Genomic DNA, 24842 nt, shown 5'->3' with positions numbered 1-24842 from the left:
TGCTGGGTATCGCTAACAGCCGCATGAAGGACTCTTTCGACTTGTGGGTTCTGTCTTGGCACAGCACGTTTGACGGCGCGACCCTGACTGGGGCCATTGATGCGACCTTCGCGCGGCGCGCGACGCCAATTCCCGCCGATGTGCCTTTCGGATTGCGCACGGCCTTTGCTTTGGACAACCAAAAACAAACCCAATAGCGGGCGTTCCTGGCCAAGAATGCACTGAGACCTGTCGAGTTGAAGGCGGTGCTGTCCCGGCTGCGGCTGTTTCTCGAGCCTCCGATGCAGGCTGCGCGGTTGGAACAGCCTTGGGCCGCCCATTGGCATCCGGATGTTGGCTGGCGGTGAAGCCTGGTTTATACGGTCCTATTTGATGCAAAGGGTAGAAGGAAAAGGACGAGCATCATGACGACCTACGCGAGGCTCAGGCGTTGTCGTCAGAAATCATCGCGCGACGGTCGTTGTTTGACGCCTCATACTCGCACGGCAACCCGGTCCATCGTGACCCCCTTGCCCGGGGCTTGACGCAGATCCGGTAGAAACACCGCGAGCAGCCCGATCAGCGGCAGAAAGGCGCTGGTTGTGCCGAAAGCCGACAGCTTTGATGAGACAATTAGTAGGCATCCAGGGCGGAGGAATCGGGTCACCCAGAGGCGGTAGCCGACGCAAATGCCGGGGCGATGTCATCAAATCACCGCGCAACGATCGTCCTGGCAACGCTTCTTCCAGCGGCGCTGGGCAAACCAGGCATAGCCGAGTTCCATCACGGGGAGCAAGCGCAGCGTGCGCGCCAGAGTAGCCAGAAAATGCCAGCCGGGAAGCGCCGACCAGAGCACGACAAAGGCTTCAGCACCGGTGTGAATACGCGTTCCCTCAAGCACATGAAACCGCGCCATGGCGTCTTCGCGGGTGATGCCGAGCGATTCGCACGTGCGTGGGCCGCCATCAATGTCGATCCAGTCCACTGGCCTGCAGGGCCTGAGGCGTTGATAGTGGGCGATCTCGCGTCGGCAGAGCGGACAGCCGCCATCGTAGAGGACGCGCAATGGCGAGTTGGAATTCTGCATGGATGTGTCTTGGTTGGGCATTGGCGGAACGCCGCATCTGGTTTCAGCTTCACTTCAGGTTGGGCCAACCGGGCGCGCGCCCAAGTGGAATCGTTTGGGTCTGTCTTACGCTGACGTCGCATCGGCGAGTGGCTTGCGGGCCACCAAGTCGATCAATGCCGCCTGGCCGACATGGCCGGTGCCTTCACGTAACTCACTCTGGTATTCCCCGAGCCGCAGAATCTCAAGCTCGGCGAAGGCGGCGCGCAGGAGTTCTGGCGTGTAGAGCAGCTCGGCACAGGGCGGGCCGCCACTGTGAAAGGCCAGCTGCGCCGGAGTGAAGCCATGCAGCAGGAGCAGGCCACCCGGTGCCAGGGTGCGTTGAATCCCGGCGAAGATCGCGGCTCTGAGCGCGGGCTCGGCGAATTGAATGAAAATTGCCACCACAACATCATAGCGCGCGGGCGCCCATGTCCAATCGCGCAGGTCGGCCTGATGGAAATCCACCGCCACTCCACTCGCCGCCGCGAGCTTGCGTGCCTTGGTTAGGGCCACCCCGGAGCTGTCCATGGCGGTGACCTCGAGCCCGAGCGTAGCGAGATGCACCGCATGGCGCCCCTCGCCATCGGCAACGACCAAAGCTCGCTGTCCGGGGCGCAGGCGCTCCGTCTGGGCCGCGAGAAACTGGCTCGGCTCGGTGCCGTAGAGATAGTCTTCACGGTCGAAGCGTTGGTCCCACATAGATGGTTTCCGGTGGAGGATTTCAGTTCAGGCGAGACGGTGGATTCTTGAGTCGCGAAAGGCGCATCCATGGTGCGACCGGCCGCGATTAGAACACGATTCTCAGCGCCAGATAGGGTGCGATGGTGAATACAATGGTCGCGATCTTGAACTGCGCCAGATACTGGAAGTAAGCGCGGCCCAGGTCCTGTGCATCGAGGCCGAACAACCAGTTGTGAAGGCGCGCGATGGGCTCGCGCAGACTCAGCAATGCGATCGTGGACACCAGCAGAAAGACGATATTGATGATCGCCGCCCAACCGAAAAGCGCCGTGAGTTGTTCAGTGGTCATGGTCTCTGTTCTCCAATCCGAATGCCATGTGTCATTCCTGTCAGAAGGTGGCCCATCTGTCAATTGGCCGGTTCCGGCAGGAAGGACAGGTCCATGGCATACCGATTGGGACGCTCGGGATCGATCAACACCGTCACATGGCTGCGATTGAGGTAATCGGTTGGGTCGAACCAAACGGGCTCGCTGGTAAAGACATGAACCTTGCCAGTGCGCGGGTTCTGCCATTGGGTTGTGATGCGATAGGCATGCCGACCACGGGCGCTGAACCGGCTATCCTGATGGACGTCCGTGACGGTTGTCTGCACCGGCTTGCCGGTATGGTGCAGCCGCGCTCGCCGGCGCCGACTGAGCACCAAGGGTAAGCTGAAGCCGAGTCCGATCAGCAAGAAAAGGCTACCGAGGCCACCGAGCAGGATCTCCGTAAACCACAGCTGTAGCACACTGCGAAGCGTGGCTTTGTGCGGATCATCGGGCGGATACAGCACCTCGACTGTTTCGCCCGGGCGATGACTCGGCGGGTTGCTTCCCACCGATGCGACGAACTCAATGGTCGTCCCTTGGCGATCCTGAAAACGAACCACCGGGCGGTAGGTGCTGCCCCCGCCGGAACTTGAACCGGACTGGCTGGAACGGGTCAGCTCAACCACGGTGCCGGTCGTGGACAGTGCTGTGTCGATGAATCCCGTCGTGCGGTCATAGGCGAATGCCGCGATAGCCAGCAGTACCAAGCCGATGAGCGCAAATAGGATGCTGATCGATCCGAACATTTTCATGGTGGCATCGTCCTCTGGTGCTGATGGTCTAGAAGCGAGCTTGGCGGCGGCAAGATCCCGCAGTCTGGCAGCCCAAAACCCCAGCGCCACGGCAGACCGGTGCAGGGACCCCCGCCCAAGCGCACCGAGCGGTACATCAGATCAGCGATCAGCGCATACAGCTGCTCAACCTGCTCATGCCGCAACCCATAATGCGCCTCCAGTGCGGCTGCTCGCTGCGAGACCGTCTCGATCACACACTCGCGCAGCACCTGATCCGCGCGCAACCGCGCATCAAAACTCGCCTGCGCGCTGGGCTCCTCCAGCCCACCGGCATGATAGGCCCGATCATGCGCGATGCAGCAAGACTCCCATGGCGGGTGATCATCATGGATGGCGCGAAAGGCCGGCAACCACCGCGAGAGCTGTGTCCAAAGCGCGGAGAGGCCACCACTGCAGCCGTCACTGACAAAAGGCTGCAGGTGATCCTGGCGAAACGTCTCGTGCCGTCTGAGACGCTCGTGTTGGGCCAATTCCCAGGCTTGTTCCAGCTTGGACTGGGCGGCATCCAGATCCGAATCGGCCAGCACCCCGGTCGGCCCGTTGGAGGCAAGGACCAAACAGGTCAATAACGCTGCCGCGAGACGACCGCGAGCTGTGCCTCGGCCAGTTCGCATCGCGATCATGACTGAAGCGCCGGGACCTTCAGAACAGTGGTCGATGCGACCGGCGGATCATCAGCCCGCCGAGCAGGGCGCCGGCTGGAATGGTCACCCAGCCAAACAGGAACAAGCTCCAACCGCTGAAGACCGCCGCGCCCGCGAGTGCCTGGAAAGGGTTCATCGGCGGCTCGCCCAGGGAACTGGTGGTGCCGAACCACAGATAATCCAGATTTGCGCTCACGATCATCAGGTACCAGCACAGGTAATGCGCCAGAGTGCCAGCCAGTGCGCCGGTTAGAATGCCGGCGCGGCGGCGCAAGGCTTTCCGACGCTCGATCAGCCAGTACCACAAGCCAAACCCGGTCAGAAAGGCCGCCAAGGCCGCACAAATTGGCAGCCGCTGCCAGCCCTCGCCAATGGCGGAATGCACCGCGTAACCGCCGACTCCCAGACCAGCGAGCGCGCACAGCAGCCCGAAGCGCAGCGCAGCGCGGGCACAGGGGGTAACCGAGGTCATCGCGCTTCGGCTTCCAGTGTGCCGCGAGCCTCCGAGAAGGTCGCATCCCAGCAGGCATCAAGCGCGGCGTTGACGCCCCGGCAATTCCGCACCACCTGTTCGGCCCAGTCCAGGTATTCGAGCTTGCGGGTCAGCGGCCAGTCAGCCGGCGGATCGGCGAGAATATCGCGGAGATTGGCAATCTTGTCGGCGATCTTCAGTTGCTTGGCGGCGTCAGAGGCCAGTGCGGCATGCTCGATTTGCAGCGCCTTGCGCCGTTGTTTCGGCAGCGACTTGTCGTCCGTGACCTCCGCCACCAGTGCGCTGACCGTCGGCCCGAAGATCTGTTCCAGCTCGGCCAGGCTGGTATCCGTGTCTTCGACCGTGTCGTGCAGCAGGGCCGCGGCGAGCAGTTCAGGATGCGTCACCCCACCAACCGATGACAGCGTCCAGGCAACCGCCAGTGGGTGGTTGATATAGGGCGAGGCCGCCGCGTCCTTGCGCCGCTGGTGGCGGTGCTTGTCCGCCGCGAAGGTGGCGGCTTGCAGGAGAAGCGCCGACTCGCTGCCGCTGATGGTCATCCTGGTCCCCCGGGGTTAAGCTGCGCCATACGCTCGAAGATGAGCGGGATCATGCATGGTGGCGGGCCGTTCGCCCGGCCGCGATAGGCCTTCGGCGAGACGCGGTGCCACTTTTGGCTACCGGTGACGAGGGCAAGGTTCATGCCTCCCAGTCTATGCGACCGCAACACTGGCTGAAAGTCTCTGTTGAAGCAGGAAGATGCGTGGTATCACCGAGATCGGGCAAAGATTGATCGCTGAGCGCGGAGGAGGTCAGCCTTGGATCAACCTGTCATCGTTATCACGGGGCGAGACACCAGGGTAAGGCTGTCAAGGTGGCGATGGACCCTGCAATCGCAGGAGTCTTTGAATGGCGTCGCTCGTCGCCGCCGCTTTTTCCAATGGCGTTTCATCGAACTCGGAACGGATGTCAATGCGCGCGCCGGCGTCCAGCAGCATCCGAATGCTGGCTTCATCCTTTTGCGCAATCGCGACATGCAGCGGGGTTTCGCCCATGTCGCCGACGGCATTGACGTCCGCGCCGGCGCTGATCAACAACGCCATCGCCTCTGGGTCCTTGCGCCATGCCATGACATGCAAGGGCGTATCGCCGTCTGCGTTGGCGCTGGTCACGCGCACGCGTCGGTTGCCCAGTTCGGCGGGAAACAGCACGTCCGAGGTCGATTGCAGCACCTCGTCCAGGGTTCGCGATCGCGCCTTTGCCATCACGCGTCTCCGTCAAGGATCGCGAGCGATGCGCGCCACCAGAGGGCTTCAGCCTCAATCACCACGACAAGGTTTTCACCTTCGGGTCGAACAGCAGCCCCGTCACCAGGTCCGGGTTGCCCATCTGCACCCCCTCGATGAAGTCGGCTTCGGTCAGTCCGGCGGCCTTAGAGCAGGCCATGCAAGCAATCACCATCCCGCCATCGGCGATGAAGGCTTGCAGCATGTCCTGGATCGAGCGGCCTTGCTCCTTCATCAGGCCATGGACGTGGGAGGCGCGTTTCTTGTCGGCCAGATAAATGGCGCGCACATTCAGCCAGATGGCCACCGGCTTATAGCCGCGCTTGAGGACTTTCTCATGGGCAAACAGGATCGCTTTGGCCGCGGCCCAGGTATCATCGGTGGTCAGGTTGACGAACAAGCCGCCTTCGACCTCCTCCGCGCTTGCAACAGGCGCTGTGCCGATGACGAACAAGATCAAAAGAAGCGAAATCAAGCGGTTTTTTGACATTCAGATAGTCTCTTTATCAGGATTTGAGATTCAAGCCGGGCAAGCACCGGCGCAACCGCCGGACGCAACGAGGTTCATGATGCCAGGATTCCTGTCGACATGGCTCCAGACCGGGCCCTTCTATGTGACAATCTCCGCCAACAGACTGGCGGTGCGCGACATTGTGCAAGGTAAGACGGTTGAGCTCCAACCCCTGGTCTGCATCGACCGGCGGCAAAAACCCGAACGGATTCTCGCGGTCGGTGAAGCGGCGCAACAGGCCAATCGTGCCGAGGGATGTGAGATCGTCAATCCCTTCGCGCATCCGCGCACCCTGCTGGCCGACTTCACCGTCGCGGAGAAACTCTTGCAGCATGCCGTGCATCAGTTGGCCACCAACGCCTTGCTGCGACCTTCGCCGCTGATGATCCTGCATCCGTTGGAGAAGACAGAAGGCGGCTTGACCCAGGTCGAGGTGCGCGCCTGGCAGGAATTGGCTGCCGGTGCCGGGGCACGATCAGCGGCTGTCTGGGTCGGCGGGGAATTATCGGATGCCGACATCCTGGATTGTCGTTATCCGGGTGACGCCTGGCTTCCCGAACCGCCAAAATGGGCGCGTCGCCGCTGATGGCTTGGCTGGCGATTCTGCGCCGACCGCTGGCTGGTGATCGTGCAAGCGATGGCTGGTGGCTGATTGGCGGCGCGGCCTTTGGGTTACTCTCACCCTGGTTGTCGGCACCCTTGCACGCCAGTGCAGGGCAGTTCGCCTGGCTGCTGGATTTAATCACCCACGGGCAATGGCTTTATTTGATCTTGCTGGTGCTGGGCGTGGTGCTGCTGATCCGGCGCCGCCCAATTGCCTGGTTGGCGCTTTTCTTGTTTCCGCTGCCCTGGTTGAGCGCCTCCCCGTCCCTGAGCAACCAGCCCGAGTTTGGCGAGCCGGGTTTTCGGGTTGCGGTGGCCAATCTGAACATGGCCCAGCCACCGCTGCCCGCGCTGACCGATTGGCTGGAGTCCGAGCCACCGGATCTGCTGATCCTGCTGGAATGCACACCGGCAATGGCCCGCTGGTTGAATGACCGCGATGCGCTGCCGACGCATGTCGAGCAACCCGATGAATCTCCCTTCGGTATCTGCCTGCGCGCGGCCTGGCCGCTCAACGACGCGCGCACCCAACGGGATGCGGCCGGCATTGCGCGGCTGCATGCCGAGCTTGACTGGAACGGGCACGGCGTGGAGGTGATTGCCGTGCACCCGATGCCACCGGTCTCCGCGCATTTTCACCAGCTACGCAACCAGCAGTTGCGCGAACTGATCACCGATCTCGATCCGGCAAAGCTCGGCATTCTCGCCGGCGATCTGAATGCCAGCCCCTGGTCATCCGCCTTTGCTGGACTGCGCCAGACCGGCGTGCGCCGGGCAAGCGGGCTGCAACCCACCTGGCCGACGGTTGGCCAAGGTTGGTTTGGCATCCCCATCGACCAGGCCTTGGTAACCACCGCCTGGCGGGGTTTCAGGGCTGGGCCAACCCGGTCGCTTGGCTCTGATCACCGGGCAGTCAGTGTCTTGTTGTGGTGACGGTTCCCATCCTGTTGCTGTCACCGCTAGACGCTCTCTGGGGGCCTTGTGTTGTCGTCCGAAATCTGAGTAGAGAGAGCTCAGGCGGTTAAAGACGACGATAGCCTCATTGGTCCGTCAGCGCCGCCTCCATGTCCGCCTCGCCTACCGGCAAGGTCAGAACCGCATGCAGCGGAAAGCGCTCCGCGAGCAAGGGAACATACCCGGCCTGATCCTTGGTGACCAGCACAATCACCCGCGCCGCAGGCGCCTGCTTGCGCAATGTGGCGAGCAAGACATCCAGGTTGGAGACATTTGCCCCGGCGTAGTTGTTGCCGAAGCCATAGAAGAACTCCGCCACCACCCAGTCCGGGGTGACCTTCTTCAGCGCCTGCAGCGCCTTGCGCTGGGAGCTGAGTTTCACCTGCTCGATGCCAAGGCGCTGGTAGAGACCGTCGAGTCGCGGATGGCCGGGGGATTCGATGATGGAAAACAGGGAGGGCATGATGACGGCGTGAGCGAGGCTCAGAGGTTGTCGAGGGAATCCGGCGACCACAACGGGGTGATCAGGCCCGTCTCGCGGTAGCGCCGGTAATGATCGAGAATCCGCGCATGATCGAACGCGAGGGGTACGGGCAGTGCCTCTGGTGCGAAGACCGCCAAGTGGCGGGCATCATCCTGCGCTCGGGGCTCTCCGGTGGCCTCCGCCACATAGACCGCGCTGACCGTATGGCCTCGCGGGTCGCGTGCTGGATCGGAGTAAAGACCAAGGAGTGCGCGCAACTTCACCCGCAAGGCCGTTTCCTCCCGCGCCTCGCGCATGGCGGCGGCTTCGGCGCGCTCCCCGATGTCGACAAAGCCGCCGGGAATCGCCCAACCCAGCGGCGGATAGCGCCGTTCAATCAGCACGATGGGCCGGCCTGGCTGGTCATTGAGCTCGATGATGATGTCCGCGGCCAGCAGCGGTGTTTCGGGTTTCGTCATCGCGCACCTTCTTGCTCATTGCCGAAAACGCCCTATGTCTGCACACAGAAGCCAATCTGTCAAAGCCGAGGCCGCCCGGCACAGGGCGGAACCGTTCTAGACGGAATTAAACGGTCGTAGAAAAACTTACCCTCGATTCTGGACATTTCCTTCCGTCTGGTTCAAACTGCTGGCCATTGCTAACTGGCGAGGCGGCGCGATGAACCTGCACGAGATCACCCTGCGTCTGGTCGCCGCGGATGAAGAGCCGCGCTTCAACGCCCTGCTTGAGGAGCATCACTACCTGGGGGCTTCGGCAAAGATCGGTCACACCCTCTGGTATGTCGCCACCTGGCAGGAGCAGTGGCTGGCGTTGCTGGTGTTCAGCGCGGCCGCATGGAAGTGCGGCGCGCGCGATCGCTGGATCGGCTGGGATCGGCGCTATCAATTCGACCGGCTGCATCTGATCGCCAACAACGCCCGTTTTTTGATCCTGCCCGCGTGGCATGTGCCGAATCTCGCCTCGCGTGTGCTGGGGCTATGCGAGCGCCGGGTCAGCGCCGATTGGCCGGCGCGCTTCGGCTATCCGCTGTGGTTGCTGGAGACCTTCGTCGATCCGCGCCGGTTCGCCGGTACCTGCTATCGCGCCGCCAATTGGCTCGAGGTCGGGCAGACACGCGGGTATCGGCGCACCCGCGCCGGCTACAGCAACCGCGCCGATGGCGCCAAGCGGGTGTTTGTCCGCCCCTTGATCGCGCAGGCTCAAGCACGCTTGTCTCATCCAACACTTGATCCTGTCTATCACCATGGAGTCCCAAGACTGATGTTAAGTGCACAGCAGATGCGTTCGTTGCCCGAGTTCTTCGCCGATGTCCCGGATCCGCGCCGCAGCCAAGGCCGACGGCATCCGTTGCCGGTGGTGCTTGCCATCTCGGCCGCGGCGGTCTTGTGCGGGGCGCGCGGCTACAAGGCCATCGCTGAATGGGCGCAGGACCTCAGTCAGACCGCCCGTGCGCGTTTTGGCTGCCGCTATCGCAATGGCCGCTATGAGGTGCCCAGCCGCACCCGCATCCGCGATGTCCTCACGCGGGCGGACCCCAACGCCGTCGATCGAGCACTGCAGGGTTGGAACGCGCAGATGGCCACCGAGGACGAGGGCTTGGCCCTTGATGGCAAGACGATGTGCAACGCCATCGACGCCGAGGGAAACCAGACCCACATCCTCGGTGTCGTTGGACATGAGTCCAAGCGCTGTCACACCCAAAAAAAGTCGGCTCTCTGCCCGTCAATGGCAGCGATGAGCTGAAACGCACCCCAAAAAAACAGTGGGAGATCGGGATGGCGATCCCGGTGCTCGATTCCCTCGACCTTACCGGCAAAACCCTCACCGCCGACGCGCTCCTCACCTAACGCAAGCTCGCTGCCTACCTGGTCCAACGCGGCGCGCACTACGTTTTTATCGCCAAGGATAACCAACCGACCCTCGCGGCCGATATTCGGTTGAACTTCCAGGATCGTGGCGAACCGGACTTCCGCGAGCGCCCGGAACTCAAGCACGGGCGCATCGAAAGCCGCGCGATTTGGACCTCCACGAAGCTCAACGCGTATCTCGACTTCCCCGCTGTCGGTCAGGTCTTCGTCATTGAGCGGACCATCACGAACAAGAAGACCGGCAAGACGACCATCGAAACGGTCTACGGCCTCACTGATCACACCCCCGAGAGCGCCAGTCCCAAGCGCTTGCTGGCCTTTAACCGTAGCCACTGGGGCGTTGAAGCCCATCACTGGATCCTCGACTGGAACTGGGATGAGGATCGCTGCACGATCCGCACCGGCCATGGACCGGAAAACATGACCCGCCTGCGCCGGTTCGCCACTGGCCTGATCAAGGCGAAATCCACCGACTCCGTCTCGGCAACCATTGATAAACTCGCGCGCAAGGTTCGCCGTGTCTTCGACTATCTGGGGATGACGGCGAACTCAGTGCCACGTGCTGCTCGAGCAGCGCCTGTCGGCTAGAACGGATTTGCCGTGTGGAAATCGCAGTGGCACATGCCGCCGAGCGCTACCCCAGCCTCAATATGCGTCACATCTCACCTCACTCGGTGCGCCACTCCACCGCCATGCATATGCTGCAGTCCGGCGTCGCCTTCAGCGTCATCGCACTCTGGCTGGGGCATGAGAGCATGACGACCACCCATCGATACGTCGAGGCCGATCTGACAATGAAGCAAAACGCTCTGGCCCGCCTTCAGGAGCCCGCGATGGAGCCGACACGCTACCAACCAACCGACCGATGAGCTGATGCACTTTCTCCAAGACCTGTAACTATGTAGAGCCCCGATCGCGCCGATGCTCAGCAGCAAAGGCATCGGCGCGACAACTCAACATAAATGCAACCTCTACATAACTATTAAGCATTTATCCATCGGGCGCTAAGCCGTGAGTCCGATCATGCGCTGAACTCTCAGCGCCCGATGGATAAATGTCTGTTGGACTAATCCGATCCTGGCACGGGCTCTCCGGCGCAGAGGCTCGAGAGCTGGCTTCTTAGGGGATTGTATTGGTCAGACCCCGGGAGTGCGGGGGTGGTGTTGGCGCTGAAGCAGCGGCACGGGCGACAGCGGGAGGGGAAATACGTCATTTGGTGGCCTCCCTGGGGGAAGATGCGCTGTGTATTAGCGCTGAGTTTAGTCGATTTCCGAGCGCGAGGCGAGCGCGTGCACTGACCCGAGATCGGGCCGAAACATTTCTCATGGCAGGTGAAGGGAGGGGACGAGTGATCGGCGCGCACTATCCTCCATCACGGCGTTTGGGAGCCAGGGCGGTGCGCACCCGCAGTCGTCCGCCGCGACAGCTCTGGCAGGGAAAACCATCAAAGGTCTTGGAAGGTTGGGGATGCCCGGTGGTGCCCGGCTCAGTTGTCATGACTGCAACGGGACGCGCTTGCACCGCGCCGATCGCCGCGCGGATAGCCGGCAAGCGCTGAGCACGACAACGATTGGCCAGGAAGCCGAAATGGCGCACGCGCATGAAACCCTTTGGTAGCACATGGAGCAGGAAGCGGCGCAACAGTTCCTCACCGGAGAGGGTCATGACTTTGCGCTGGTCGCCATCGCGGTAGTCCTTGTAGCTGAGTTCAACGGACTCGCCATCAAAGCTGAGTAGGCGGCTGTCGCTCAGCGCGGTGCGGTGGCTGTAGCGTCCGAGGTAGTCGACGACGGTTTCGCTGCGCGCCAGGCAGGGCTTGGAAAAGACCACCCACTCGGTGCCCATCAGGGTATCGAGCAAGCGGTCGGTCTCGCGCGGATCGGTTAACCGGCACAGGTCTCCGGCCGCGACAGCCTGGCGCAGACGACTCACAAAGCCGCCGCGCACGTGACGCGAGAGCGCCCGCACCGGGAATAGGTAGTTGCTTTTCGCGGGATGCCACTGACCGGTAGCGGAGAATGCCCCGCCCGGCACCAGACAATGCAGATGCACATGCCGGGTCAACGTCTGTCCCCAGGTATGGAGCACTGCGGTCATCCCCAGTTGTCCGCCCAGGCGCTTGGGGTTGGCACCGAAGGCCGACAATGTGGCCCAGACCGTCTCGAACAGCAGATCATAGAGCTGTTTGGGATGGACCTCGATCCAGCCATTGAGGGCGGACGGCAGCGTGAAGACCAGATGGTGATAGGTCACCGGCAGCAAGGCCGCGCGCTGGCGCGCCCGGGCGATAGGCGCGCCAATACGCGCGCAGTTGCGCCAACAAGGTCGGCGAGAGCGGGACCATGCGGTCCTTGGCGCCCTTGCCCTGTTCAATGCGCAACAGCCGGCGTTCGCCGTCGATATCGCCAACGCGAACCGCCAGCACTTCGTTCAGGCGCAGCCCGCAGCCATAGCACAGGCTGAGCATTATGTGATGGCGCACATCCGCGCAGGCGCCCAGGATGGCCGCCACCTCTTCGCGCGTGAGCAACTTGTGTATGCGTTGCGGGCGCTTGGGCAGGGTGACGGCCAGGTCCACCGCCGGCCAGTTGAGCACCTGGAGGTAGAAAAAGCGGATGCCATGGTAGAACAGGCGCACGCTTGCCGGGGCGAGCCCACGCTCGCGCACCAAGTGCTCGAAGTAGCACTGCACATCATCCGGCATCAAGGTGTCAGGCGCGCGGCGAGTAAATTTGGCGAGATCGCGCACCGCGGCGAGGTAGCTCTGGTGGGTGCGCGGGGAGAAACCATGCATCTGCATGGCGGCAATCATACGTTGGCGTAATGCGGTCATCGTCAGACCCTCTGTCAACGACCCTGATTGGGTCGTCTTCAGTGTGGGCGACAATGCGCAAACGCGCTGTCAGCGGCAGGTCTGGGTCGCGGCCGGCGGGCTCGGAAGCTCCGCGGAGCGGATTAGTTCAACGGCCATTATGTTGAGCGCTACATAATCGCCGGAACCAGTCACTCGAGCAGGTCCAATTCATCTCGTCGCGGTACGGCATGATGCGCCTACCTGACCGACCAGCGAGCGCAACGGCTGGCGGAGGTGAAGGTCGGGCGGTTTATGCACTGATCAGAGCTGTCTGCTTAAAAAAGAAAGGCCCAAGGGTTCGGCAGAGTCCTGAACGGCGCAAAGAGGGTAGTCGTTGGCGACCCCCTTGAGCTGGTGCAGAGGGCAGACTGTTCCAGGGCGAAGCATGACCGGTCAAGGGGTAGGGTTCTAACGCGCATCTTTCCAAGGGCGAAACCCGAACCGGCTGGCAGCATGGTCAGGCTAGTGCCCCGGTGGATTCGTGGCTACCGAGAGAGAAGACTGGCAGGGCGAGTCGATCACCGCCTAATGCTTCAAAAATGTTACCCCAGCGTTACCCCGAAGCCTGAAAAAGCAAAACGGCCGAGCCTCGGTGGAGGCTAAGCCGCTGTTTTTCTTGGTGGGCCGTGAAGGATTCGAACCTTCGACCAAGGGATTAAGAGTCCCCTGCTCTACCAGCTGAGCTAACGGCCCTTGGGTTTTTGCCGGTATTGATGGGGCGAACGATGGGGATCGAACCCACGACCACCGAGGCCACAACCCGGTGCTCTACCAACTGAGCTACGTCCGCCATTGAAAAAGCGAGAATATGTGTAAAAGCGAGAATTTGGTTTCTGCCTTATGGCACGCCCGGCAGGATTCGAACCTGCGACCTACGGCTTAGAAGGCCGTTGCTCTATCCAGCTGAGCTACGGGCGCAATGGGAATCAAGCGGCCCGGGTGTGACTCAGCGACGTTTGGTCGGGGTAGAGGGATTCGAACCCCCGACATCCTGCTCCCAAAGCAGGCGCGCTACCAGACTGCGCTATACCCCGGCGGATGATGCATCGCCCGTCCGCAAGCTCAAAAGCTAAGAGCGAGAATGATACGTGCGCGGGCGAATGTCGTCAATACCCGCGCTCGCGTTGCCTCGGCTCCCGCTACTCGAGCCGGTTGCCGGGGCGGCGCGAGCGCTGTTTCGAGCCGAGCTTGTTCGGTCGATGCAAATCCTGGAGCGTGTTATCCGGCATTCTGTGTTTGAGGGGTATTGACCAGGGCACGGACCCAGGACTCCATGGCGTTGTTGGCGAGCGGCATGGGTGCCTCAAGAAAGCTGACGACGAATTCGTCGCCCTGATCGACGACGCCGATCGAGCGGGGTCTGACGGCCATGACTTGCGGATTGGGCAGGTGGGTGCCGAAGCAGAAGACGATGTGCTTGGCGGCCGTGATGTCTTGGGCGATTTCGCCGCCTGGCATGTCGCTCGTGTGTTGGTAGTGGTCGAAAATCGAGATAAAGCGCGCTTTCGGATGCTCATCGACGCAGCCTTTGAGGTAGTCAATGATCTCATCGACGCTGGTATAGCGCGTTTCGTTCTTTGGGGTCTCCAGGGTGTAGACCGGGTATTTTTCCTGCAGCAGGGTTTGCTTCATTGCGATGTCTCCAAATAGGGTGAGTTGTTGGTAATTCTGGGGGCAATCCTAGGTGCGACCTTGGGCGGCGATACATTGCGCGCTGTCATCGCGCAATGTATCCAAGCGGGTGGTCAATGTCCGGGAAGACAAATATTGTGCTTGCCGATGGCGATGATGGTGCGAATGACGAGAAAGCTGACCACGGCGGTAACGATCACTAACAGACCCGCGCCCAGGTATCCGAAAGCAGCCTTGCCGGTCATCTCAAAGAACACCAGGCTAGCGATGCAGATAGCGGCCAATGGGAATGAGTAGGCCCACCAGGAGAGAAAAAACTCCAGTTTGGCGAAGCGGGCGACTTGGGTGAACAGCAGCAGGGTCAAGAACAGCCCGCTGAAATAGAGCAGTCGCGCGATGGTGTCAATATCCCCAAGCAATCTTGTGTAGGCAATGAAGCCGACCGCGGGTGGCGCGATGAGAATGAAGAGTGTAGGCATCAGCCGGTCGTCGATCGGGTTATGAAACAGGATGCGATAAAACACGATGGTCATCAGCATGCCCCAGAACACCATGCCGGTGCTGAAGAAGAACCAGCTGATATCGCTATACCCAAGCGGCACGCCTGCAACCGGCACCAGCACATTGCCGACAGCCGGAATGAACCAGGCCGGATTCATGTGATGCACTTCAAAATGCTCATGATGCATCCAGACGCTGACCACATAGAGCGTGAATAGCAAGTGCAGTGAGGTGCCTGCTATCCACAGTGGCCGACTGACGGCGGGATTGATGGCGAGAAAGGCAATGGCGAGCAGGAGGAGGCTGATTGAAATGGTCGGAAAGAAATTCAGCTTGACCGGATGGCGCAGCTCGGCCAGCACCGCTTTGCGATGCAGCGCGAGCTTGGTGGCGTAAAACAGCCCGATGATCACGAATACCGTTGCGCTGAGCCCGACCATCCAGGCATTGATGCCCAGGTCGCGCTCAAAGACATGTTGTGCCTTCTCCCAAGCGATGGTGAGTCCGGTCATACCCATGACGATGGCGAAGAATGAAATCGGCATGAAAGGCAGACGCGGGGAGCCAGAATGCCCCGTTGTCTGGTGCGAAGTGGATGCTGAAACCGCAATGGCGGTCATGGCGAACCTCCATAGGCAAAGGTGTGAATAACTGAGCGCAATTCTAGGGATTGGCGGTCACAGCGCAATGAAGATTCGCAACCGGCATCTCCCTCTGGCCGCGAATGTGCCAAACTGGGCCGCTAGCCGTTCGATAAACCCCTATATTTACCAGAGGTTCGACCATGAGCTGGAAAACCGCGCACCGCTCTTTTTATTACCAGAACGCACCCGAGCCCGAGGACATGACGCTGCCCTGGCGCGAGACTGCGTTGCTGTGCATCGACGTGCAAAACTACGGCCTGGCCGAGCACCAGGACCCGGCCGAGCGTGCGCGCTGGGAGCCGTTTCATCAGCGCATGCGTGGGACCGTGATCCCGCGCTTGCAGGCCCTGCAACGCTCATTTCGCGAGCACGGCATCGATGTGATTCACGCGCGCATCGCCTGCCTGCTAAACGACGGGCGTGATCGCTCGCTCAGCCAGAAGATGCCGGGCTGGAACAATCTGCTCATGCCAAAGAGCAGTCCGGAGTCGCAGATCATTCCCGAGCTTGCGCCGGTCGAGGATGAAATTGTCATCACCAAAACCGGCGATAGCGCGATGACGGGCACCAACCTGCGCCTGGTGCTGGCCAATATGGGAATTCGCCATCTGGTGGTGGGCGGGATCTACACCGATCAGTGCGTTTCCTCGACCGTGCGCAGCCTCGCCGATGAAAGCTTCAATGTCATCGTGCTCGATGACTGCTGCGCCGCCGGCACCGATGAGCTGCATCGCGCCGAGCTTGCGATCATCAACCGCATTTACTGCCATGTGATGCAGAGTGACGAGCTGCTGGGGATGATGGGTCTTGGCTAATTCAGCAGGCTCGAAGTGCCTGAGCGGTCCGGTTGCTCCATTGTGCTAGCATGGCGAGGCCGAAGTGGCGGGAGTGTATTTGGAGTGGGCGGGGAATGACGGGCGATATCTTTGCTGGCGCGTTTGGAAATCGGATCGGGTGCGAGCTCATGCGGGGCTGGCATGAGCGCCGGGTTGGCGTGGCAGGCTTTCGCCTATGGGTGACAGGGCGTGGCTGGCGTGCGATTTCCGCTGCAGTGCTTGTCTGCCTGGCGTTCCTAGTCAGCGGCTGCGGATCAACTCCCACTAGCACTGGCAGTTTTATTTCGATCACCGGTGAGCCCAATACGCTCTTGCAAGGGGCCGCGGTCGAAGAGGCGCGCTCGGTCGCCATGGCTTCGGCGCGCAGCAAGGGCTGGGCGATCGTTTCGGGCGATAAGCTCCAGGCTCAATCGAGTTCCGTGACCGACGTACCGCCGGAACTGATCCTGGAGCGCAACCTCTCGGCCTCTTCCGCGCAGGCCGTCGCGCTTGGCGCCTTGCCGGGTGGACCTGCTCCCAAGGTACGGGTTTGGGTCACCCTGGTTCCACAAGAGCAGGGAACTGAGGTGGGGTTGCGCGCCTTTGTGATCGTGAACCCCGGCACAGAGAGCGAAAAGCAGCTCGAATACACCGATGATTATTCGGATGATCTGGCCATCTCCCTGAGCGCACTCCAGAGTGCCTGGCTGGCGACCGGGCATCGGCTGGCCGTGACGGCACCCGTGCCCGAAGCGCCGGCACCAGCGCCGGATAACATGTTCGATTCCAATCCTGAGGCTTCGACCGGGGCGGAATCGGACATGCCTGAATCAGACCGGTCGGGCTCCAATTTGGCGAACTCCAATTGGACGCAGGCACCTTGGGTAGAATCAACTCCCGCGGGCATCGATGAGATCCGATCCGCCGAGCCTGCGTTTGAGCCCGCCCAGGGCGAGGCGCGAGGCGCCGCCAGCGCATATGGGGACCAGGCAGCTCAGGTGACAAGCTCGCCGGACGACTTTGTTTCCGGCGACACGCTCGTCCGCGCGCCGACCAGCGCAGCCGACAGCAACAGTGCGCCGAATCGCATGCTGGTGCTCGATCCTGGTGCCCGCACCGGCACCTGGGCGTACTACGCGGAGCAGTTGGCGCGGCAGATGGGCTGCGAGGTGAGCGGAAATGGCGCCGTGCTGTTGCAGAAGACGCCCAACTTCGAGCTGCACGAGGTTAGCTGCCGTGACGGCGCAAACCGCTTGGTGAAGTGCGAAGGCGGCATCTGCCGCTCGATGCAATAACCGGGTTTTGGCATCTTGATGGCACCTGCGTTGGCGCGTCCGGCTTGTCTGCTGCTTGCCCTTGTCTGCGCCTTCGCGGCTGATCTGGCCCAAGCCGCAGGGCCAAGTGGTGGGGGCGGTGGGGGCGGTGGAGGCGATAGGGGCGATGGCGCGCCCGGCGTCTATCTCGAGCAGGCCAATGTGCCGCGGGCCAAGGCGCTGGCGCTGGACGCCGCGCTGATCAAGGGCTGGCAAGTCGCGGCGAGCGGGAGCGACTATTCCATCTTTGAGACCATGGTGCACGAATCTGGGGCGCGCGAATCGGGCGGCGGGCCCAAGTCAGTGCTGCTGCGGATTCGCGCGGATTTCTCGCGCGACGCCGGCGGCGTGCGCGTGTCCTTGGTGGCGACGGAGATTAGCGCGCCAGGCACCAGCCGCGAGAGCCAGCGCGATGTGACCGATGACTACCGCGTCAATTTGTACAACGCCTTGGCCTCGCTGCGTCAGCAATGGGACGATTTTGCCCTGGCAGGGCGCCCCAGCAGGCAGCCGCCAGATCGCAACCGCAGCGATGCCGACTCGCGCACAGCTCCGGCGGGTCAATCTGCAGGCTCAACCGCAGGTCAATCCACGCGCCCAGCCGCGCGTCCGGTTATCCCCGATCCACCCCCACCGCCGCCGCCAGCAGGCCAGTGGTCTTATGAGGCGGAAAAGCTCGCCGCCCGCCACGGCTGCAAGGTGGCCAGTAGTGGTGCGATCCTCCTTGGTGGCCGGGCGGATAGCCAGGAAACCGGGCACGAAGTCCATCGGGTCAGCTGCGACAATCGCTCGGCGCTGCTGGTGCGCTGCGATAGCGAGGGATGCAGCGTCGCGCGCTGAAGTGCATCCCTTGCTGTGCCCGACCCGTATCGGGTTGCCATGCGGCATCGGGTGCTGAAGGCGCCCTTGCGTTCCGTCATTGTTGGGCCTGGTCCAACACGGCACTCTAGGGCGCATGAAACGAAATACTTCTCGATTGCTAAAAGAGTCTGCGCTGGCGGTGCTTCTCGTCGGAGCCCTGGGTGGCTGTGGTGGCTCATCGCCCGAAACGGGTCCGCAACTGCTGGAGCTTGCCGAAAGCGGTGACACCCAGGCGCTGAATGCGCTGCTCGGGCGGCGCGCCGAGCCGAATTATCGCGACGCTTGCCAATGGACACCGCTGATGAAAGCGGCCGTCAATGGGCATCTGGAGGCCGTGCGCGCCTTGCTCGAGGCGGGGGCCGAGGTCGATGCCGCCGATACCGGCGATTACACCGCCCTGTTGCTGGCCGCTTCGAACAATCATGCCCAAGTGGTCGAGGCACTGCTGGCGAACGGGGCCATGATCGACCATCAGGAAAGCACCCAGGGCTTCACCGCCTTGATCTGGGCCGCCAAGCGCGGCCATGCCGAGACCGTCGCGGCCCTGGTGCGTGCCGGTGCCGATAAAACCCTGCCTGACCATCAGGGGCGCACTGCCGCCGACTGGGCGATGGCCGAGGGTCACGATCAGGTGATAGCGCTGCTATAGGCGGCACGCTGGGCGCTGCCGGTCTCCTCACGTCGATCTCCTCAAGCAGTGGCATGGGCTTAGCACCAGCCCCAGGGTGCCAGTCGCTTTGCGGATTTGATCAGCTGCTGGTCACTCGGGGGGGCGTGCTCAGAGCCATTGACTGAGACTAGCGACCTTTTTTGGCGCCGCAGGCCTTCACACAGGCGTCCATGGACTCGAATGGGCGCGACCCGCCGCAACCGCCGTAGGTAAATCGCTCACAGCGATCGCTCGGATAGTCGTAATAAAATCCGGGAAAGGCGCCTCTGCAGGGGCCGGGGTCTGGCGCTGTCATGCAATCCACATGCATCAGATCATCCTTGCGCATGCCGTCGATGCAGCCTGCGAGGATGAGCGCCGCAGCGGCGGCCGGAACCAGAAAACGGAGGTGGAAGGTGCGGATCATCGCCAACTGCCTCGATGCCTGAAAAGAGTTCAATCGTTGAGAAAACCTCTCGACGCTGAGCGCGCGCTTGCATTTGAACGCGGCTCGGCGCTAGGGTGCAACAGGCTACCACCCCCTATGCGATGACGGAAGGTCCAAGCATTGGCAGCAAAGACCAAACAATCCCCGCCGCTCACCGCCGAGATGCCCGTCGCCGCGGCCATCCGCGTTATTCTGCGGCACAATTTCGAGGCCATGCTCGCGCATGAAGCACTCGCGCGGGCTGGAACGGACATCGAAGGCGTGCACCAGATGCGCGTGTCGCTGCGGCGCATGCGCTCGGCGCTGTCGCTGTTTCGCAAGTTGCTCGACCCCGAGCAGGCGCGCGCCTGGCGAGAGCAGATGCGCGAGCTGGCCGGGCAACTCGGGCGCGCGCGCGACCTGGACGTCTTTATCGACGAGGGGCTGGCTGATACCGCGGGCAAGCTGCCCTTACCGGGTGAAGCTGCGCTGCGCGAGTTGGCTGCGCGCCGGCGTGCCGATGTCTATGCCGAGGAGGTTCAAGCGCTGCTCGACAGCGACAGCTACCGGCGTTTTCGCGAGGAGTTTCCGCTGTGGCTGGAGCAGGGGGGCGAGCCCGGTATGGATCAGCCCGACAGGCGCGCCCGCAAGCTGGCGCGGCCGATCATCGGTAGCGCGCGAAAACTGCTTGATAAACAGGCGCGCCGGGTGTTGGACGCCGGCAGCGCGGCCGACCGCCATGATGCCCCAGCCATGCATCAACTCCGTATCGAGTGCAAGAAGCTGCGCTACGCGGCCGAGTTCTTTCGGCCGCTGTTTTCAGACATGGGTCAGTTCATCGCCTGCATGAAGGGCATCCAGGACGTGCTGGGCGTGATGAACGATTTAGCACTGACCCAGAGCCTGCTCGATGACTTGCTCGCCCGCGACCCCGACAACCGCGAGCTGCGAACCTATGCCGGTGCCCTGATCGGCTGGCGCAGTTATCACTTTCATCAGTTGTTGGAGGACTTTGACAGCCGCTGGGAGGCGCTGGTCTCTGCCCGCCGCCCTTGGTGGGATTGAATGCGCTCCACCAGCGTGCGCATGGCGGGGTCATCGGGCAGACCGCGACCGATCAGCCAATGTTGCAGGACTTGGTCCTGGAATTCGAGTAGCCGCACGAAATCCGCTTGCTGCGCCTGCGACAGCTGCGCATAGCCCTGCTCGAGAAAGCCGCTGAGCAGCAGGTCGAGCTCAAGCATGCCGCGCCGGCACTGCCAGCGCAGGCGGTGCATTCGGGTCGCCGGCTCTTCATCGATAACGCTGCCTGGAGTGGCGCTCATGCTGGCTGTCCAGTTTGGTCGGGGTCGTTTTTGGTGCCGAAAACAAACTGCGCCGGCAGTGTTGGATTAGCGCCAACTAAACCGCTTTCTCGAGCATCAGCTCCTTGATTTTGCCGATGGCCTTGGTGGGGTTCAGACCCTTGGGGCAGACCTCGACACAGTTCATGATGCTGTGGCAGCGGAATAGCTTGTAGGGTCCCTCGAGTGCGTCCAGGCGCTCGTCGGTGGCCTGATCGCGGCTGTCGGCGAGGAAGCGCCAGGCCTGGAGCAGGGCGGCTGGGCCATGGAATTTGCCCGGATTCCACCAGAAGGACGGGCAGGCCGTGGAGCAGCACCCGCACAGGATGCACTCATAGAGCCCGTCGAGTCGATCACGCTCGGCCGGCACTTGCGGGATTTCCTGCTCCGGTAGCGGCTCGGTGCGCACCAGATAGGGTTTGACATCGCGATACTGGTCGTAGAACTGGCTCATATCGACGATCAGGTCGCGGATCACCGGCCGGCCGGGCAGGGGGCGCACTTCCACCGGCTCCTTCAGCTCCGCCAGTGGCGTGATACAGGCCAGGCAATTGACGCCGTTGACGTTCATGCCGTCTGAGCCGCACACGCCCTCACCGCAGGAGTGGCGGAAGCCGAAGCTCTCATCGAGCGCGCGGATCTCTAGCAGCGCATCGCGCAGCATCATTCCCGGCCGCGCTGCGACCTCAAAGCTTTGCATGCGCGGCTTGGTATCGCGCTCTGGGTTGAATCGATAGACCTTGATTTTCATGCCGCTTGCGTGCTCATCGTCCCGGCAATCGCGCCGGATGGAAATGCTGTTTCAGGTAAGTGTCCGTTCGCGGGCAGCTAATACACCCGGGCCTTTGGAGGAAAGCTGTCCACCGTCAGCGGCTTGGTGCGCACCGGCTTGGCGTCGACGCGGTCGCCCTCAAGCCAAAACAGGCTGTGCTGCATCCAGTGCACATCGTCGCGTTCGGGGAAGTCGACGCGCGAATGCGCCCCGCGGCTTTCCTCGCGCGCCAGCGCCGTGGCAAGGGTGGCCATGCCGACATCGACCAGATTGTCGAGCTCGAGTGCCTCGATGCGGGCGGTGTTGAAGGTCCGGCTATGATCTTGCAAGCGCGCGTTCTCGATCCGCGGGCGCAGGGCGCGGAGCTTCTCGAGGCCCGCTGCCATGGTGGCCCGGTCGCGAAACACCCCGCAGTGGTCTTCCATCAGCCGGCGCAGATCGGCCTTGACCACATGCACCGGCTCGCCGTCGCCCTGCCGCTCCCAGCGCTCGAGCCGCGTCAGCGCGGGCGCGAGATGGTCCGGCTTGAGCGGGCGATGATTGGGGTTCTCGCTGAGATAGCGCTCAATGTCCTGTCCGGCGGCGCGGCCGAACACCAGGATATCCAGCAGCGAATTGCCGCCAAGCCGATTGGCGCCATGCACCGACACGCAGGCGCATTCACCGGCGGCATAGAGCCCGGGGACGACTTCTTCCGGCCCGTGACGTGCCGGGCTGACCACCCGCGCAGCGCGGTCGGTGGGGATGCCGCCCATCGCATAGTGCGCGGTTGGGAAGACCGGAATCGGCTTTTCAGCCGGGTCGATGCCCAAAAAGACCCGGCAAATATCGACAATGCCGGGTAAGCGGTGATGGACCACATCGGCGCCGAGGTGGTCGAGCTTCAGCAGCACATGATCCTGATGCGGTCCGCAGCCGCGCCCTTCACGGATCTCGGTCACGATGGACCGGGCGACCACATCGCGGCTGGCCAGATCGAGCGCCTTCGGCGCATAGCGCTCCATGAAGCGCTCGCCGGAGGCGTTGATCAGATAACCGCCTTCGCCACGCGCGCCCTCGGTGATCAGCATGCCCTTGCCGGCAACGCCGGTCGGGTGGAACTGATAAAACTCCATGTCCTGCAGCGGCACCCCGGCGCGCAGTGCCATGGCCATGCCGTCGCCGGTGTTGATGAAGGCATTGGTGCAGGTGCGAAACACCTGGCCATAGCCGCCGGTGGCCAGCAGCGTGGCCTTGGCTTCAATGACCAGGGGCTCGCCGCTTTCGATGTCCAGCACCAGGGCGCCGAGCACCACGCCGTCGTCGTCGCGTAGCAGGTCGACCGCGAAGACTTCATCGAAAAAATGCGTGCGCGCGCGGATGTTCTGCTGATACAGGGTATGCAGAATCGCATGTCCGGTGCGGTCGGCCGCGGCACAGGTGCGCGCAGCCTGGTCGCCGCCAAAGTTCTGCGTCATGCCGCCAAAGGCGCGCTGGTAGATCTTGCCGTTGTCGAGTCGCGAGAAGGGCACGCCGGCATGCTCGAGCTCATAGACGGTCGGGATGGCCTCGCGGCACATGGTCTCGATCGCATCCTGATCGCCGAGATAATCCGAGCCCTTGACGGTATCGAACATGTGCCAGTGCCAGTTGTCCGGTGCCACGTTCGCCAGGGCCGCATTTACCCCGCCCTGGGCCGCCACCGTGTGGGAGCGGGTGGGAAAGACCTTGGACACCACGGCGACGCGGTAATCGGCGTTGGCCAGCCGCAGGGCGGCGTTCAGTCCGGCGCCGCCAGCGCCGATGATCAGGGCATCGAAATGTCGGTGTTGCAGTGCCATGATGCTATTCCGAACTCCCAGTTCCAAGCGCCAGCGCGCGCGCCAGCAGCACCGCCTGCGCGGCCCACAGGCCGGAGCCAAGCAGCACGAAGGCAAAGAAGCCGAGCAGGCCCAAGCGCAAGGATGACGGCTTGATGTAGTCGATCAGCACATCGCGCAGGCCGACCCAGGCATGCGCCAGCAGCAGCGGAATGTACAGCAGGATGCCAAGTGCAGCCGGCGGCGTGCTCAGCCAAGCGAGAAAGTCTGCGTAAGCGGGCGGCGGCGCCAGCACGATGCGGATGATCAGATAGCTGCCAAAGAGCGCAATATAAACTGCGCTCAAGCGCTGAATAAACCAGGCTTTGAGCCCCGATGCCTGGCGGCTCATAGCAGGCCTCCACCGAGCAGCAGAGTCGCCGCCAAGCCAGCGCCCAGGGCAAGCGCGGCCGTGCGCCGCGCGGGCGTGAGCTCAATGGCAAATCCCAGGTCCATCAGCAGAAAGCGCAGACCCGCGAAAAGATGATGCAAGAAGGACCACAACAGCAGCAGTAGTGCAATTTTGACCAGCGGAACGTTGAGCAAGCCGGTGACGCGGTCAAAGCCCTGTTCGCTTGCCACCGCAGCGCCGAGCGCCCAGGCGCCGATGGGAATGGCCAGTACCATCAGCACCCCGCTGACGCGGTGCAGAATGGAGACGAATCCCGGCAAGGGCAGGCGAATGCGCCAGGGCTCGAGAAAAACCGGCCGCGCCGGGGCATTGGTATGGCGGTGGGGGAGGCTCATCGAGAATCGGTCGGATTGCGTTTTTTGATGGGTGGTCTCGGTCAGTGACGCGCTAGTATATACCGGAACGACGCGGGCTTCCGGCTTGTTTTGGGTCGGAGAGCGTTCGCGCGGATGCGGCGGCCACCTTGCCCCGAGCTGGCAAATCTGGCATACCTGTGCGCTATGACAATGCCACCAAATATTTTTCTGGTCGGTCCCATGGGGGCCGGCAAAAGCACGGTCGGGCGCCAATTGGCCGAGGCGCTCGGTTACAGTTTTCTCGATAGCGATCAGGAAATCCAGCGCCGCACCGGCGTTGATATTCCGACGGTGTTTGAGTTTGAGGGCGAAGCCGGCTTTCGCGCGCGCGAGCGCCAGGTGATCGAGGACCTGACCGAGCAGGACGGCGTCGTGCTGGCCACCGGCGGCGGTGCCATCATGCTGGCCGAGAACCGACAGCGGCTTGCCGCGCGCGGTTTCGTGATTTACCTGCACTGCAGTGCCGAGCAGCAGCATTCGCGCACCGCGCGCGACCGCAACCGGCCCCTGCTCGACACCGAGGACCCGCTGGCCAAGCTCAAAGAACTGATGGCCGAGCGTGAGCCTGTCTATCGGCAGGTAGCGGACATGGTGGTCTCGACCGAGCGGCGCGGGACTTCCTCTGTGGTCAAGGAGATCGTCCGCCGGCTGGAAGAGGAATCGCTCTGATG

The 24842-nt window shown here is 62.5% G+C and carries 31 protein-coding genes, 4 tRNA genes and 2 pseudogenes; 12 read left to right on the top strand and 25 right to left on the bottom strand.

Annotation, left to right across the window (positions count from 1 at the left end; all coding sequences use genetic code 11):
- The first annotated feature begins 23 nt into the window (after positions 1–23).
- Complete coding sequence (locus Thiosp_RS15080; RefSeq protein ID WP_323697123.1) at positions 24–197, top strand: hypothetical protein; 174 nt, start codon at positions 24–26, stop codon at positions 195–197.
- 488 nt (positions 198–685) lie between these two features.
- On the opposite strand, the gene Thiosp_RS15075 is transcribed toward Thiosp_RS15080, so the two are convergent.
- The 9 genes from Thiosp_RS15075 to Thiosp_RS15035 all read right to left on the bottom strand — a co-directional run bounded on the left by Thiosp_RS15075 (position 686) and on the right by Thiosp_RS15035 (position 5734).
- Entirely contained in the window at positions 686–1066 is a 381-nt protein-coding gene (locus tag Thiosp_RS15075; protein ID WP_407702722.1) for a thiol-disulfide oxidoreductase DCC family protein, read from the bottom strand.
- A gap of 105 nt (positions 1067–1171) precedes the next feature.
- Positions 1172–1786, bottom strand: coding sequence for an SAM-dependent methyltransferase (locus Thiosp_RS15070; protein ID WP_201069260.1), 615 nt, complete (start codon positions 1784–1786; stop codon positions 1172–1174).
- Positions 1787–1874: 88 nt separating this feature from the next.
- Positions 1875–2117, bottom strand: coding sequence for a DUF6868 family protein (locus Thiosp_RS15065; RefSeq protein WP_201069261.1), 243 nt, complete (start codon positions 2115–2117; stop codon positions 1875–1877).
- Positions 2118–2176: 59 nt separating this feature from the next.
- Positions 2177–2890 carry a DUF3592 domain-containing protein gene (locus Thiosp_RS15060; RefSeq protein ID WP_201069262.1) on the bottom strand — a complete coding sequence of 238 codons (714 nt, stop codon included), beginning with the start codon at positions 2888–2890 and terminating at the stop codon, positions 2177–2179.
- Positions 2887–3498 (bottom strand): hypothetical protein, encoded by a 612-nt coding sequence (locus Thiosp_RS15055; RefSeq protein ID WP_242519044.1) that lies wholly within the window; start codon positions 3496–3498, stop codon positions 2887–2889. Before Thiosp_RS15055 ends, Thiosp_RS15060 begins: the two co-directional genes overlap by 4 nt.
- Before the next feature lie 76 nt (positions 3499–3574).
- Positions 3575–4048, bottom strand: coding sequence for a hypothetical protein (locus Thiosp_RS15050; RefSeq protein WP_323696513.1), 474 nt, complete (start codon positions 4046–4048; stop codon positions 3575–3577).
- Complete coding sequence (locus Thiosp_RS15045; RefSeq protein ID WP_201067213.1) at positions 4045–4608, bottom strand: HD domain-containing protein; 564 nt, start codon at positions 4606–4608, stop codon at positions 4045–4047. The genes Thiosp_RS15050 and Thiosp_RS15045 overlap by 4 nt, the downstream gene beginning before the upstream one ends.
- 309 nt (positions 4609–4917) lie before the next feature.
- Positions 4918–5313, bottom strand: coding sequence for an ankyrin repeat domain-containing protein (locus Thiosp_RS15040; RefSeq protein ID WP_201067215.1), 396 nt, complete (start codon positions 5311–5313; stop codon positions 4918–4920).
- Positions 5314–5371: 58 nt separating this feature from the next.
- Positions 5372–5734, bottom strand: coding sequence for a DsrE family protein (locus Thiosp_RS15035; RefSeq protein ID WP_323696511.1), 363 nt, complete (start codon positions 5732–5734; stop codon positions 5372–5374).
- 166 nt (positions 5735–5900) lie between these two features.
- Between Thiosp_RS15035 and Thiosp_RS15030 the strand changes: the two genes are divergently transcribed.
- Positions 5901–6431 carry a rod shape-determining protein gene (locus tag Thiosp_RS15030; protein ID WP_201067219.1) on the top strand — a complete coding sequence of 177 codons (531 nt, stop codon included), beginning with the start codon at positions 5901–5903 and terminating at the stop codon, positions 6429–6431.
- A complete protein-coding gene (locus Thiosp_RS15025) occupies positions 6413–7381 on the top strand; it encodes an endonuclease/exonuclease/phosphatase family protein (RefSeq protein ID WP_201067220.1) in 969 nt (322 codons plus the stop codon). The genes Thiosp_RS15030 and Thiosp_RS15025 overlap by 19 nt, the downstream gene beginning before the upstream one ends.
- A gap of 106 nt (positions 7382–7487) precedes the next feature.
- Here the strand turns inward: Thiosp_RS15025 and Thiosp_RS15020 are convergent, their stop codons facing one another.
- A complete protein-coding gene (locus Thiosp_RS15020; protein WP_201067221.1) occupies positions 7488–7865 on the bottom strand; it encodes a hypothetical protein in 378 nt (125 codons plus the stop codon).
- Between the two features lie 20 nt (positions 7866–7885).
- Positions 7886–8344, bottom strand: coding sequence for an NUDIX domain-containing protein (locus Thiosp_RS15015; RefSeq protein ID WP_201067222.1), 459 nt, complete (start codon positions 8342–8344; stop codon positions 7886–7888).
- A gap of 199 nt (positions 8345–8543) precedes the next feature.
- Here Thiosp_RS15015 and Thiosp_RS15010 point away from each other — a divergent pair, with 199 nt between their 5' ends.
- The 3 genes from Thiosp_RS15010 (at position 8544) to Thiosp_RS15000 (ending at position 10623) form a co-directional block, all read left to right on the top strand.
- A complete protein-coding gene (locus Thiosp_RS15010; RefSeq protein ID WP_323696510.1) occupies positions 8544–9629 on the top strand; it encodes a Druantia anti-phage system protein DruA in 1086 nt (361 codons plus the stop codon).
- Positions 9630–9751: 122 nt separating this feature from the next.
- Positions 9752–10342, top strand: coding sequence for an ISAs1 family transposase (locus tag Thiosp_RS15005; RefSeq protein ID WP_323697122.1), 591 nt, complete (start codon positions 9752–9754; stop codon positions 10340–10342).
- Between the two features lie 26 nt (positions 10343–10368).
- Positions 10369–10623 carry a tyrosine-type recombinase/integrase gene (locus Thiosp_RS15000; protein ID WP_323696509.1) on the top strand — a complete coding sequence of 85 codons (255 nt, stop codon included), beginning with the start codon at positions 10369–10371 and terminating at the stop codon, positions 10621–10623.
- A 493-nt stretch (positions 10624–11116) separates the two neighbouring features.
- Here Thiosp_RS15000 and Thiosp_RS14995 read toward each other — a convergent pair.
- The 8 genes and pseudogenes from Thiosp_RS14995 to Thiosp_RS14960 all read right to left on the bottom strand — a co-directional run.
- Positions 11117–12082, bottom strand: a pseudogene (locus Thiosp_RS14995) (IS91 family transposase); the annotation flags it as partial.
- A 31-nt stretch (positions 12083–12113) separates the two neighbouring features.
- Positions 12114–12548 (bottom strand): annotated as a pseudogene (locus Thiosp_RS14990) (tyrosine-type recombinase/integrase); the annotation flags it as partial.
- A 677-nt stretch (positions 12549–13225) separates the two neighbouring features.
- Positions 13226–13301: transfer RNA gene (locus tag Thiosp_RS14985), tRNA-Lys, on the bottom strand.
- Positions 13302–13322: 21 nt separating this feature from the next.
- Positions 13323–13398: transfer RNA gene (locus Thiosp_RS14980), tRNA-His, on the bottom strand.
- A gap of 51 nt (positions 13399–13449) precedes the next feature.
- A tRNA-Arg gene (locus tag Thiosp_RS14975) sits at positions 13450–13526 on the bottom strand.
- 39 nt (positions 13527–13565) lie between these two features.
- Positions 13566–13642: transfer RNA gene (locus tag Thiosp_RS14970), tRNA-Pro, on the bottom strand.
- A 184-nt stretch (positions 13643–13826) separates the two neighbouring features.
- Positions 13827–14240: a DUF6858 family protein gene (locus Thiosp_RS14965; RefSeq protein ID WP_201063246.1), complete on the bottom strand. Its 414-nt coding sequence runs from the start codon at positions 14238–14240 to the stop codon at positions 13827–13829.
- A 113-nt stretch (positions 14241–14353) separates the two neighbouring features.
- Positions 14354–15361, bottom strand: coding sequence for an SLAC1 anion channel family protein (locus Thiosp_RS14960; protein ID WP_201063247.1), 1008 nt, complete (start codon positions 15359–15361; stop codon positions 14354–14356).
- A 164-nt stretch (positions 15362–15525) separates the two neighbouring features.
- Between Thiosp_RS14960 and Thiosp_RS14955 the strand changes: the two genes are divergently transcribed.
- The 4 genes from Thiosp_RS14955 (at position 15526) to Thiosp_RS14940 (ending at position 19023) form a co-directional block, all read left to right on the top strand.
- Positions 15526–16200, top strand: a complete 675-nt coding sequence (locus Thiosp_RS14955; RefSeq protein ID WP_201063248.1) for a cysteine hydrolase family protein — start codon at positions 15526–15528, stop codon at positions 16198–16200.
- A 149-nt stretch (positions 16201–16349) separates the two neighbouring features.
- Positions 16350–17495, top strand: a complete 1146-nt coding sequence (locus Thiosp_RS14950) for a hypothetical protein (protein WP_201063249.1) — start codon at positions 16350–16352, stop codon at positions 17493–17495.
- Positions 17496–17510: 15 nt separating this feature from the next.
- The gene (locus Thiosp_RS14945) at positions 17511–18353 is read left to right on the top strand and encodes a hypothetical protein (protein WP_323696507.1); all 843 of its coding nucleotides are present in this window, start codon (positions 17511–17513) and stop codon (positions 18351–18353) included.
- A 136-nt stretch (positions 18354–18489) separates the two neighbouring features.
- Positions 18490–19023 carry an ankyrin repeat domain-containing protein gene (locus tag Thiosp_RS14940; RefSeq protein ID WP_323696506.1) on the top strand — a complete coding sequence of 178 codons (534 nt, stop codon included), beginning with the start codon at positions 18490–18492 and terminating at the stop codon, positions 19021–19023.
- Between the two features lie 148 nt (positions 19024–19171).
- On the opposite strand, the gene Thiosp_RS14935 is transcribed toward Thiosp_RS14940, so the two are convergent.
- Positions 19172–19450 carry a BPTI/Kunitz domain-containing protein gene (locus Thiosp_RS14935; protein WP_201065186.1) on the bottom strand — a complete coding sequence of 93 codons (279 nt, stop codon included), beginning with the start codon at positions 19448–19450 and terminating at the stop codon, positions 19172–19174.
- 141 nt (positions 19451–19591) lie between these two features.
- Between Thiosp_RS14935 and Thiosp_RS14930 the strand changes: the two genes are divergently transcribed.
- On the top strand, positions 19592–20515 hold the full coding sequence (locus tag Thiosp_RS14930; RefSeq protein ID WP_201065188.1) for a CHAD domain-containing protein: 924 nt from the start codon (positions 19592–19594) through the stop codon (positions 20513–20515).
- Here the strand turns inward: Thiosp_RS14930 and Thiosp_RS14925 are convergent.
- From Thiosp_RS14925 to sdhC, 5 genes are all read right to left on the bottom strand, one after another.
- Positions 20446–20775, bottom strand: coding sequence for an FAD assembly factor SdhE (locus tag Thiosp_RS14925; protein WP_242518400.1), 330 nt, complete (start codon positions 20773–20775; stop codon positions 20446–20448). The two genes, Thiosp_RS14930 and Thiosp_RS14925, sit on opposite strands and share 70 nt — an antisense overlap.
- A gap of 76 nt (positions 20776–20851) precedes the next feature.
- Positions 20852–21544 carry a succinate dehydrogenase iron-sulfur subunit gene (locus Thiosp_RS14920; protein ID WP_201065190.1) on the bottom strand — a complete coding sequence of 231 codons (693 nt, stop codon included), beginning with the start codon at positions 21542–21544 and terminating at the stop codon, positions 20852–20854.
- A gap of 77 nt (positions 21545–21621) precedes the next feature.
- Positions 21622–23385: a succinate dehydrogenase flavoprotein subunit gene (sdhA, locus tag Thiosp_RS14915; protein WP_201065192.1), complete on the bottom strand. Its 1764-nt coding sequence runs from the start codon at positions 23383–23385 to the stop codon at positions 21622–21624.
- A 4-nt stretch (positions 23386–23389) separates the two neighbouring features.
- The gene (sdhD, locus tag Thiosp_RS14910; protein ID WP_201065193.1) at positions 23390–23755 is read right to left on the bottom strand and encodes a succinate dehydrogenase, hydrophobic membrane anchor protein; all 366 of its coding nucleotides are present in this window, start codon (positions 23753–23755) and stop codon (positions 23390–23392) included.
- Positions 23752–24150: a succinate dehydrogenase, cytochrome b556 subunit gene (gene sdhC, locus Thiosp_RS14905; protein WP_201065195.1), complete on the bottom strand. Its 399-nt coding sequence runs from the start codon at positions 24148–24150 to the stop codon at positions 23752–23754. The genes sdhD and sdhC overlap by 4 nt, the downstream gene beginning before the upstream one ends.
- A gap of 165 nt (positions 24151–24315) precedes the next feature.
- Between sdhC and aroK the strand changes: the two genes are divergently transcribed.
- On the top strand, positions 24316–24840 hold the full coding sequence (gene aroK, locus Thiosp_RS14900; RefSeq protein WP_201065198.1) for a shikimate kinase AroK: 525 nt from the start codon (positions 24316–24318) through the stop codon (positions 24838–24840).
- The last annotated feature ends 2 nt before the right edge of the window (positions 24841–24842 follow it).

The sequence above is a fragment of the Thiorhodovibrio litoralis genome, assembly GCF_033954455.1.
Lineage (GTDB): Bacteria > Pseudomonadota > Gammaproteobacteria > Chromatiales > Chromatiaceae > Thiorhodovibrio > Thiorhodovibrio litoralis.
This window is presented reverse-complemented; position numbering and strand designations above follow the sequence as displayed.

Bases quoted from the DNA above. Each gene is read 5' to 3' on its own strand.
- Thiosp_RS15080 (WP_323697123.1), top strand. From the start codon at position 24: ATGAAGGACTCTTTCGACTTGTGGGTTCTGTCTTGGCACAGCACGTTT.
- Thiosp_RS15075 (WP_407702722.1), bottom strand. From the start codon at position 1,066: ATGCAGAATTCCAACTCGCCATTGCGCGTCCTCTACGATGGCGGCTGT.
- Thiosp_RS15070 (WP_201069260.1), bottom strand. From the start codon at position 1,786: ATGTGGGACCAACGCTTCGACCGTGAAGACTATCTCTACGGCACCGAG.
- Thiosp_RS15065 (WP_201069261.1), bottom strand. From the start codon at position 2,117: ATGACCACTGAACAACTCACGGCGCTTTTCGGTTGGGCGGCGATCATC.
- Thiosp_RS15060 (WP_201069262.1), bottom strand. From the start codon at position 2,890: ATGAAAATGTTCGGATCGATCAGCATCCTATTTGCGCTCATCGGCTTG.
- Thiosp_RS15050 (WP_323696513.1), bottom strand. From the start codon at position 4,048: ATGACCTCGGTTACCCCCTGTGCCCGCGCTGCGCTGCGCTTCGGGCTG.
- Thiosp_RS15045 (WP_201067213.1), bottom strand. From the start codon at position 4,608: ATGACCATCAGCGGCAGCGAGTCGGCGCTTCTCCTGCAAGCCGCCACC.
- Thiosp_RS15040 (WP_201067215.1), bottom strand. From the start codon at position 5,313: ATGGCAAAGGCGCGATCGCGAACCCTGGACGAGGTGCTGCAATCGACC.
- Thiosp_RS15030 (WP_201067219.1), top strand. From the start codon at position 5,901: ATGATGCCAGGATTCCTGTCGACATGGCTCCAGACCGGGCCCTTCTAT.
- Thiosp_RS15025 (WP_201067220.1), top strand. From the start codon at position 6,413: ATGGGCGCGTCGCCGCTGATGGCTTGGCTGGCGATTCTGCGCCGACCG.
- Thiosp_RS15020 (WP_201067221.1), bottom strand. From the start codon at position 7,865: ATGCCCTCCCTGTTTTCCATCATCGAATCCCCCGGCCATCCGCGACTC.
- Thiosp_RS15015 (WP_201067222.1), bottom strand. From the start codon at position 8,344: ATGACGAAACCCGAAACACCGCTGCTGGCCGCGGACATCATCATCGAG.
- Thiosp_RS15010 (WP_323696510.1), top strand. From the start codon at position 8,544: ATGAACCTGCACGAGATCACCCTGCGTCTGGTCGCCGCGGATGAAGAG.
- Thiosp_RS14965 (WP_201063246.1), bottom strand. From the start codon at position 14,240: ATGAAGCAAACCCTGCTGCAGGAAAAATACCCGGTCTACACCCTGGAG.
- Thiosp_RS14960 (WP_201063247.1), bottom strand. From the start codon at position 15,361: ATGACCGCCATTGCGGTTTCAGCATCCACTTCGCACCAGACAACGGGG.
- Thiosp_RS14955 (WP_201063248.1), top strand. From the start codon at position 15,526: ATGAGCTGGAAAACCGCGCACCGCTCTTTTTATTACCAGAACGCACCC.
- Thiosp_RS14950 (WP_201063249.1), top strand. From the start codon at position 16,350: ATGCGGGGCTGGCATGAGCGCCGGGTTGGCGTGGCAGGCTTTCGCCTA.
- Thiosp_RS14935 (WP_201065186.1), bottom strand. From the start codon at position 19,450: ATGATCCGCACCTTCCACCTCCGTTTTCTGGTTCCGGCCGCCGCTGCG.
- Thiosp_RS14925 (WP_242518400.1), bottom strand. From the start codon at position 20,775: ATGAGCGCCACTCCAGGCAGCGTTATCGATGAAGAGCCGGCGACCCGA.
- Thiosp_RS14920 (WP_201065190.1), bottom strand. From the start codon at position 21,544: ATGAAAATCAAGGTCTATCGATTCAACCCAGAGCGCGATACCAAGCCG.
- sdhA (WP_201065192.1), bottom strand. From the start codon at position 23,385: ATGGCACTGCAACACCGACATTTCGATGCCCTGATCATCGGCGCTGGC.
- sdhD (WP_201065193.1), bottom strand. From the start codon at position 23,755: ATGAGCCGCCAGGCATCGGGGCTCAAAGCCTGGTTTATTCAGCGCTTG.
- sdhC (WP_201065195.1), bottom strand. From the start codon at position 24,150: ATGAGCCTCCCCCACCGCCATACCAATGCCCCGGCGCGGCCGGTTTTT.
- aroK (WP_201065198.1), top strand. From the start codon at position 24,316: ATGACAATGCCACCAAATATTTTTCTGGTCGGTCCCATGGGGGCCGGC.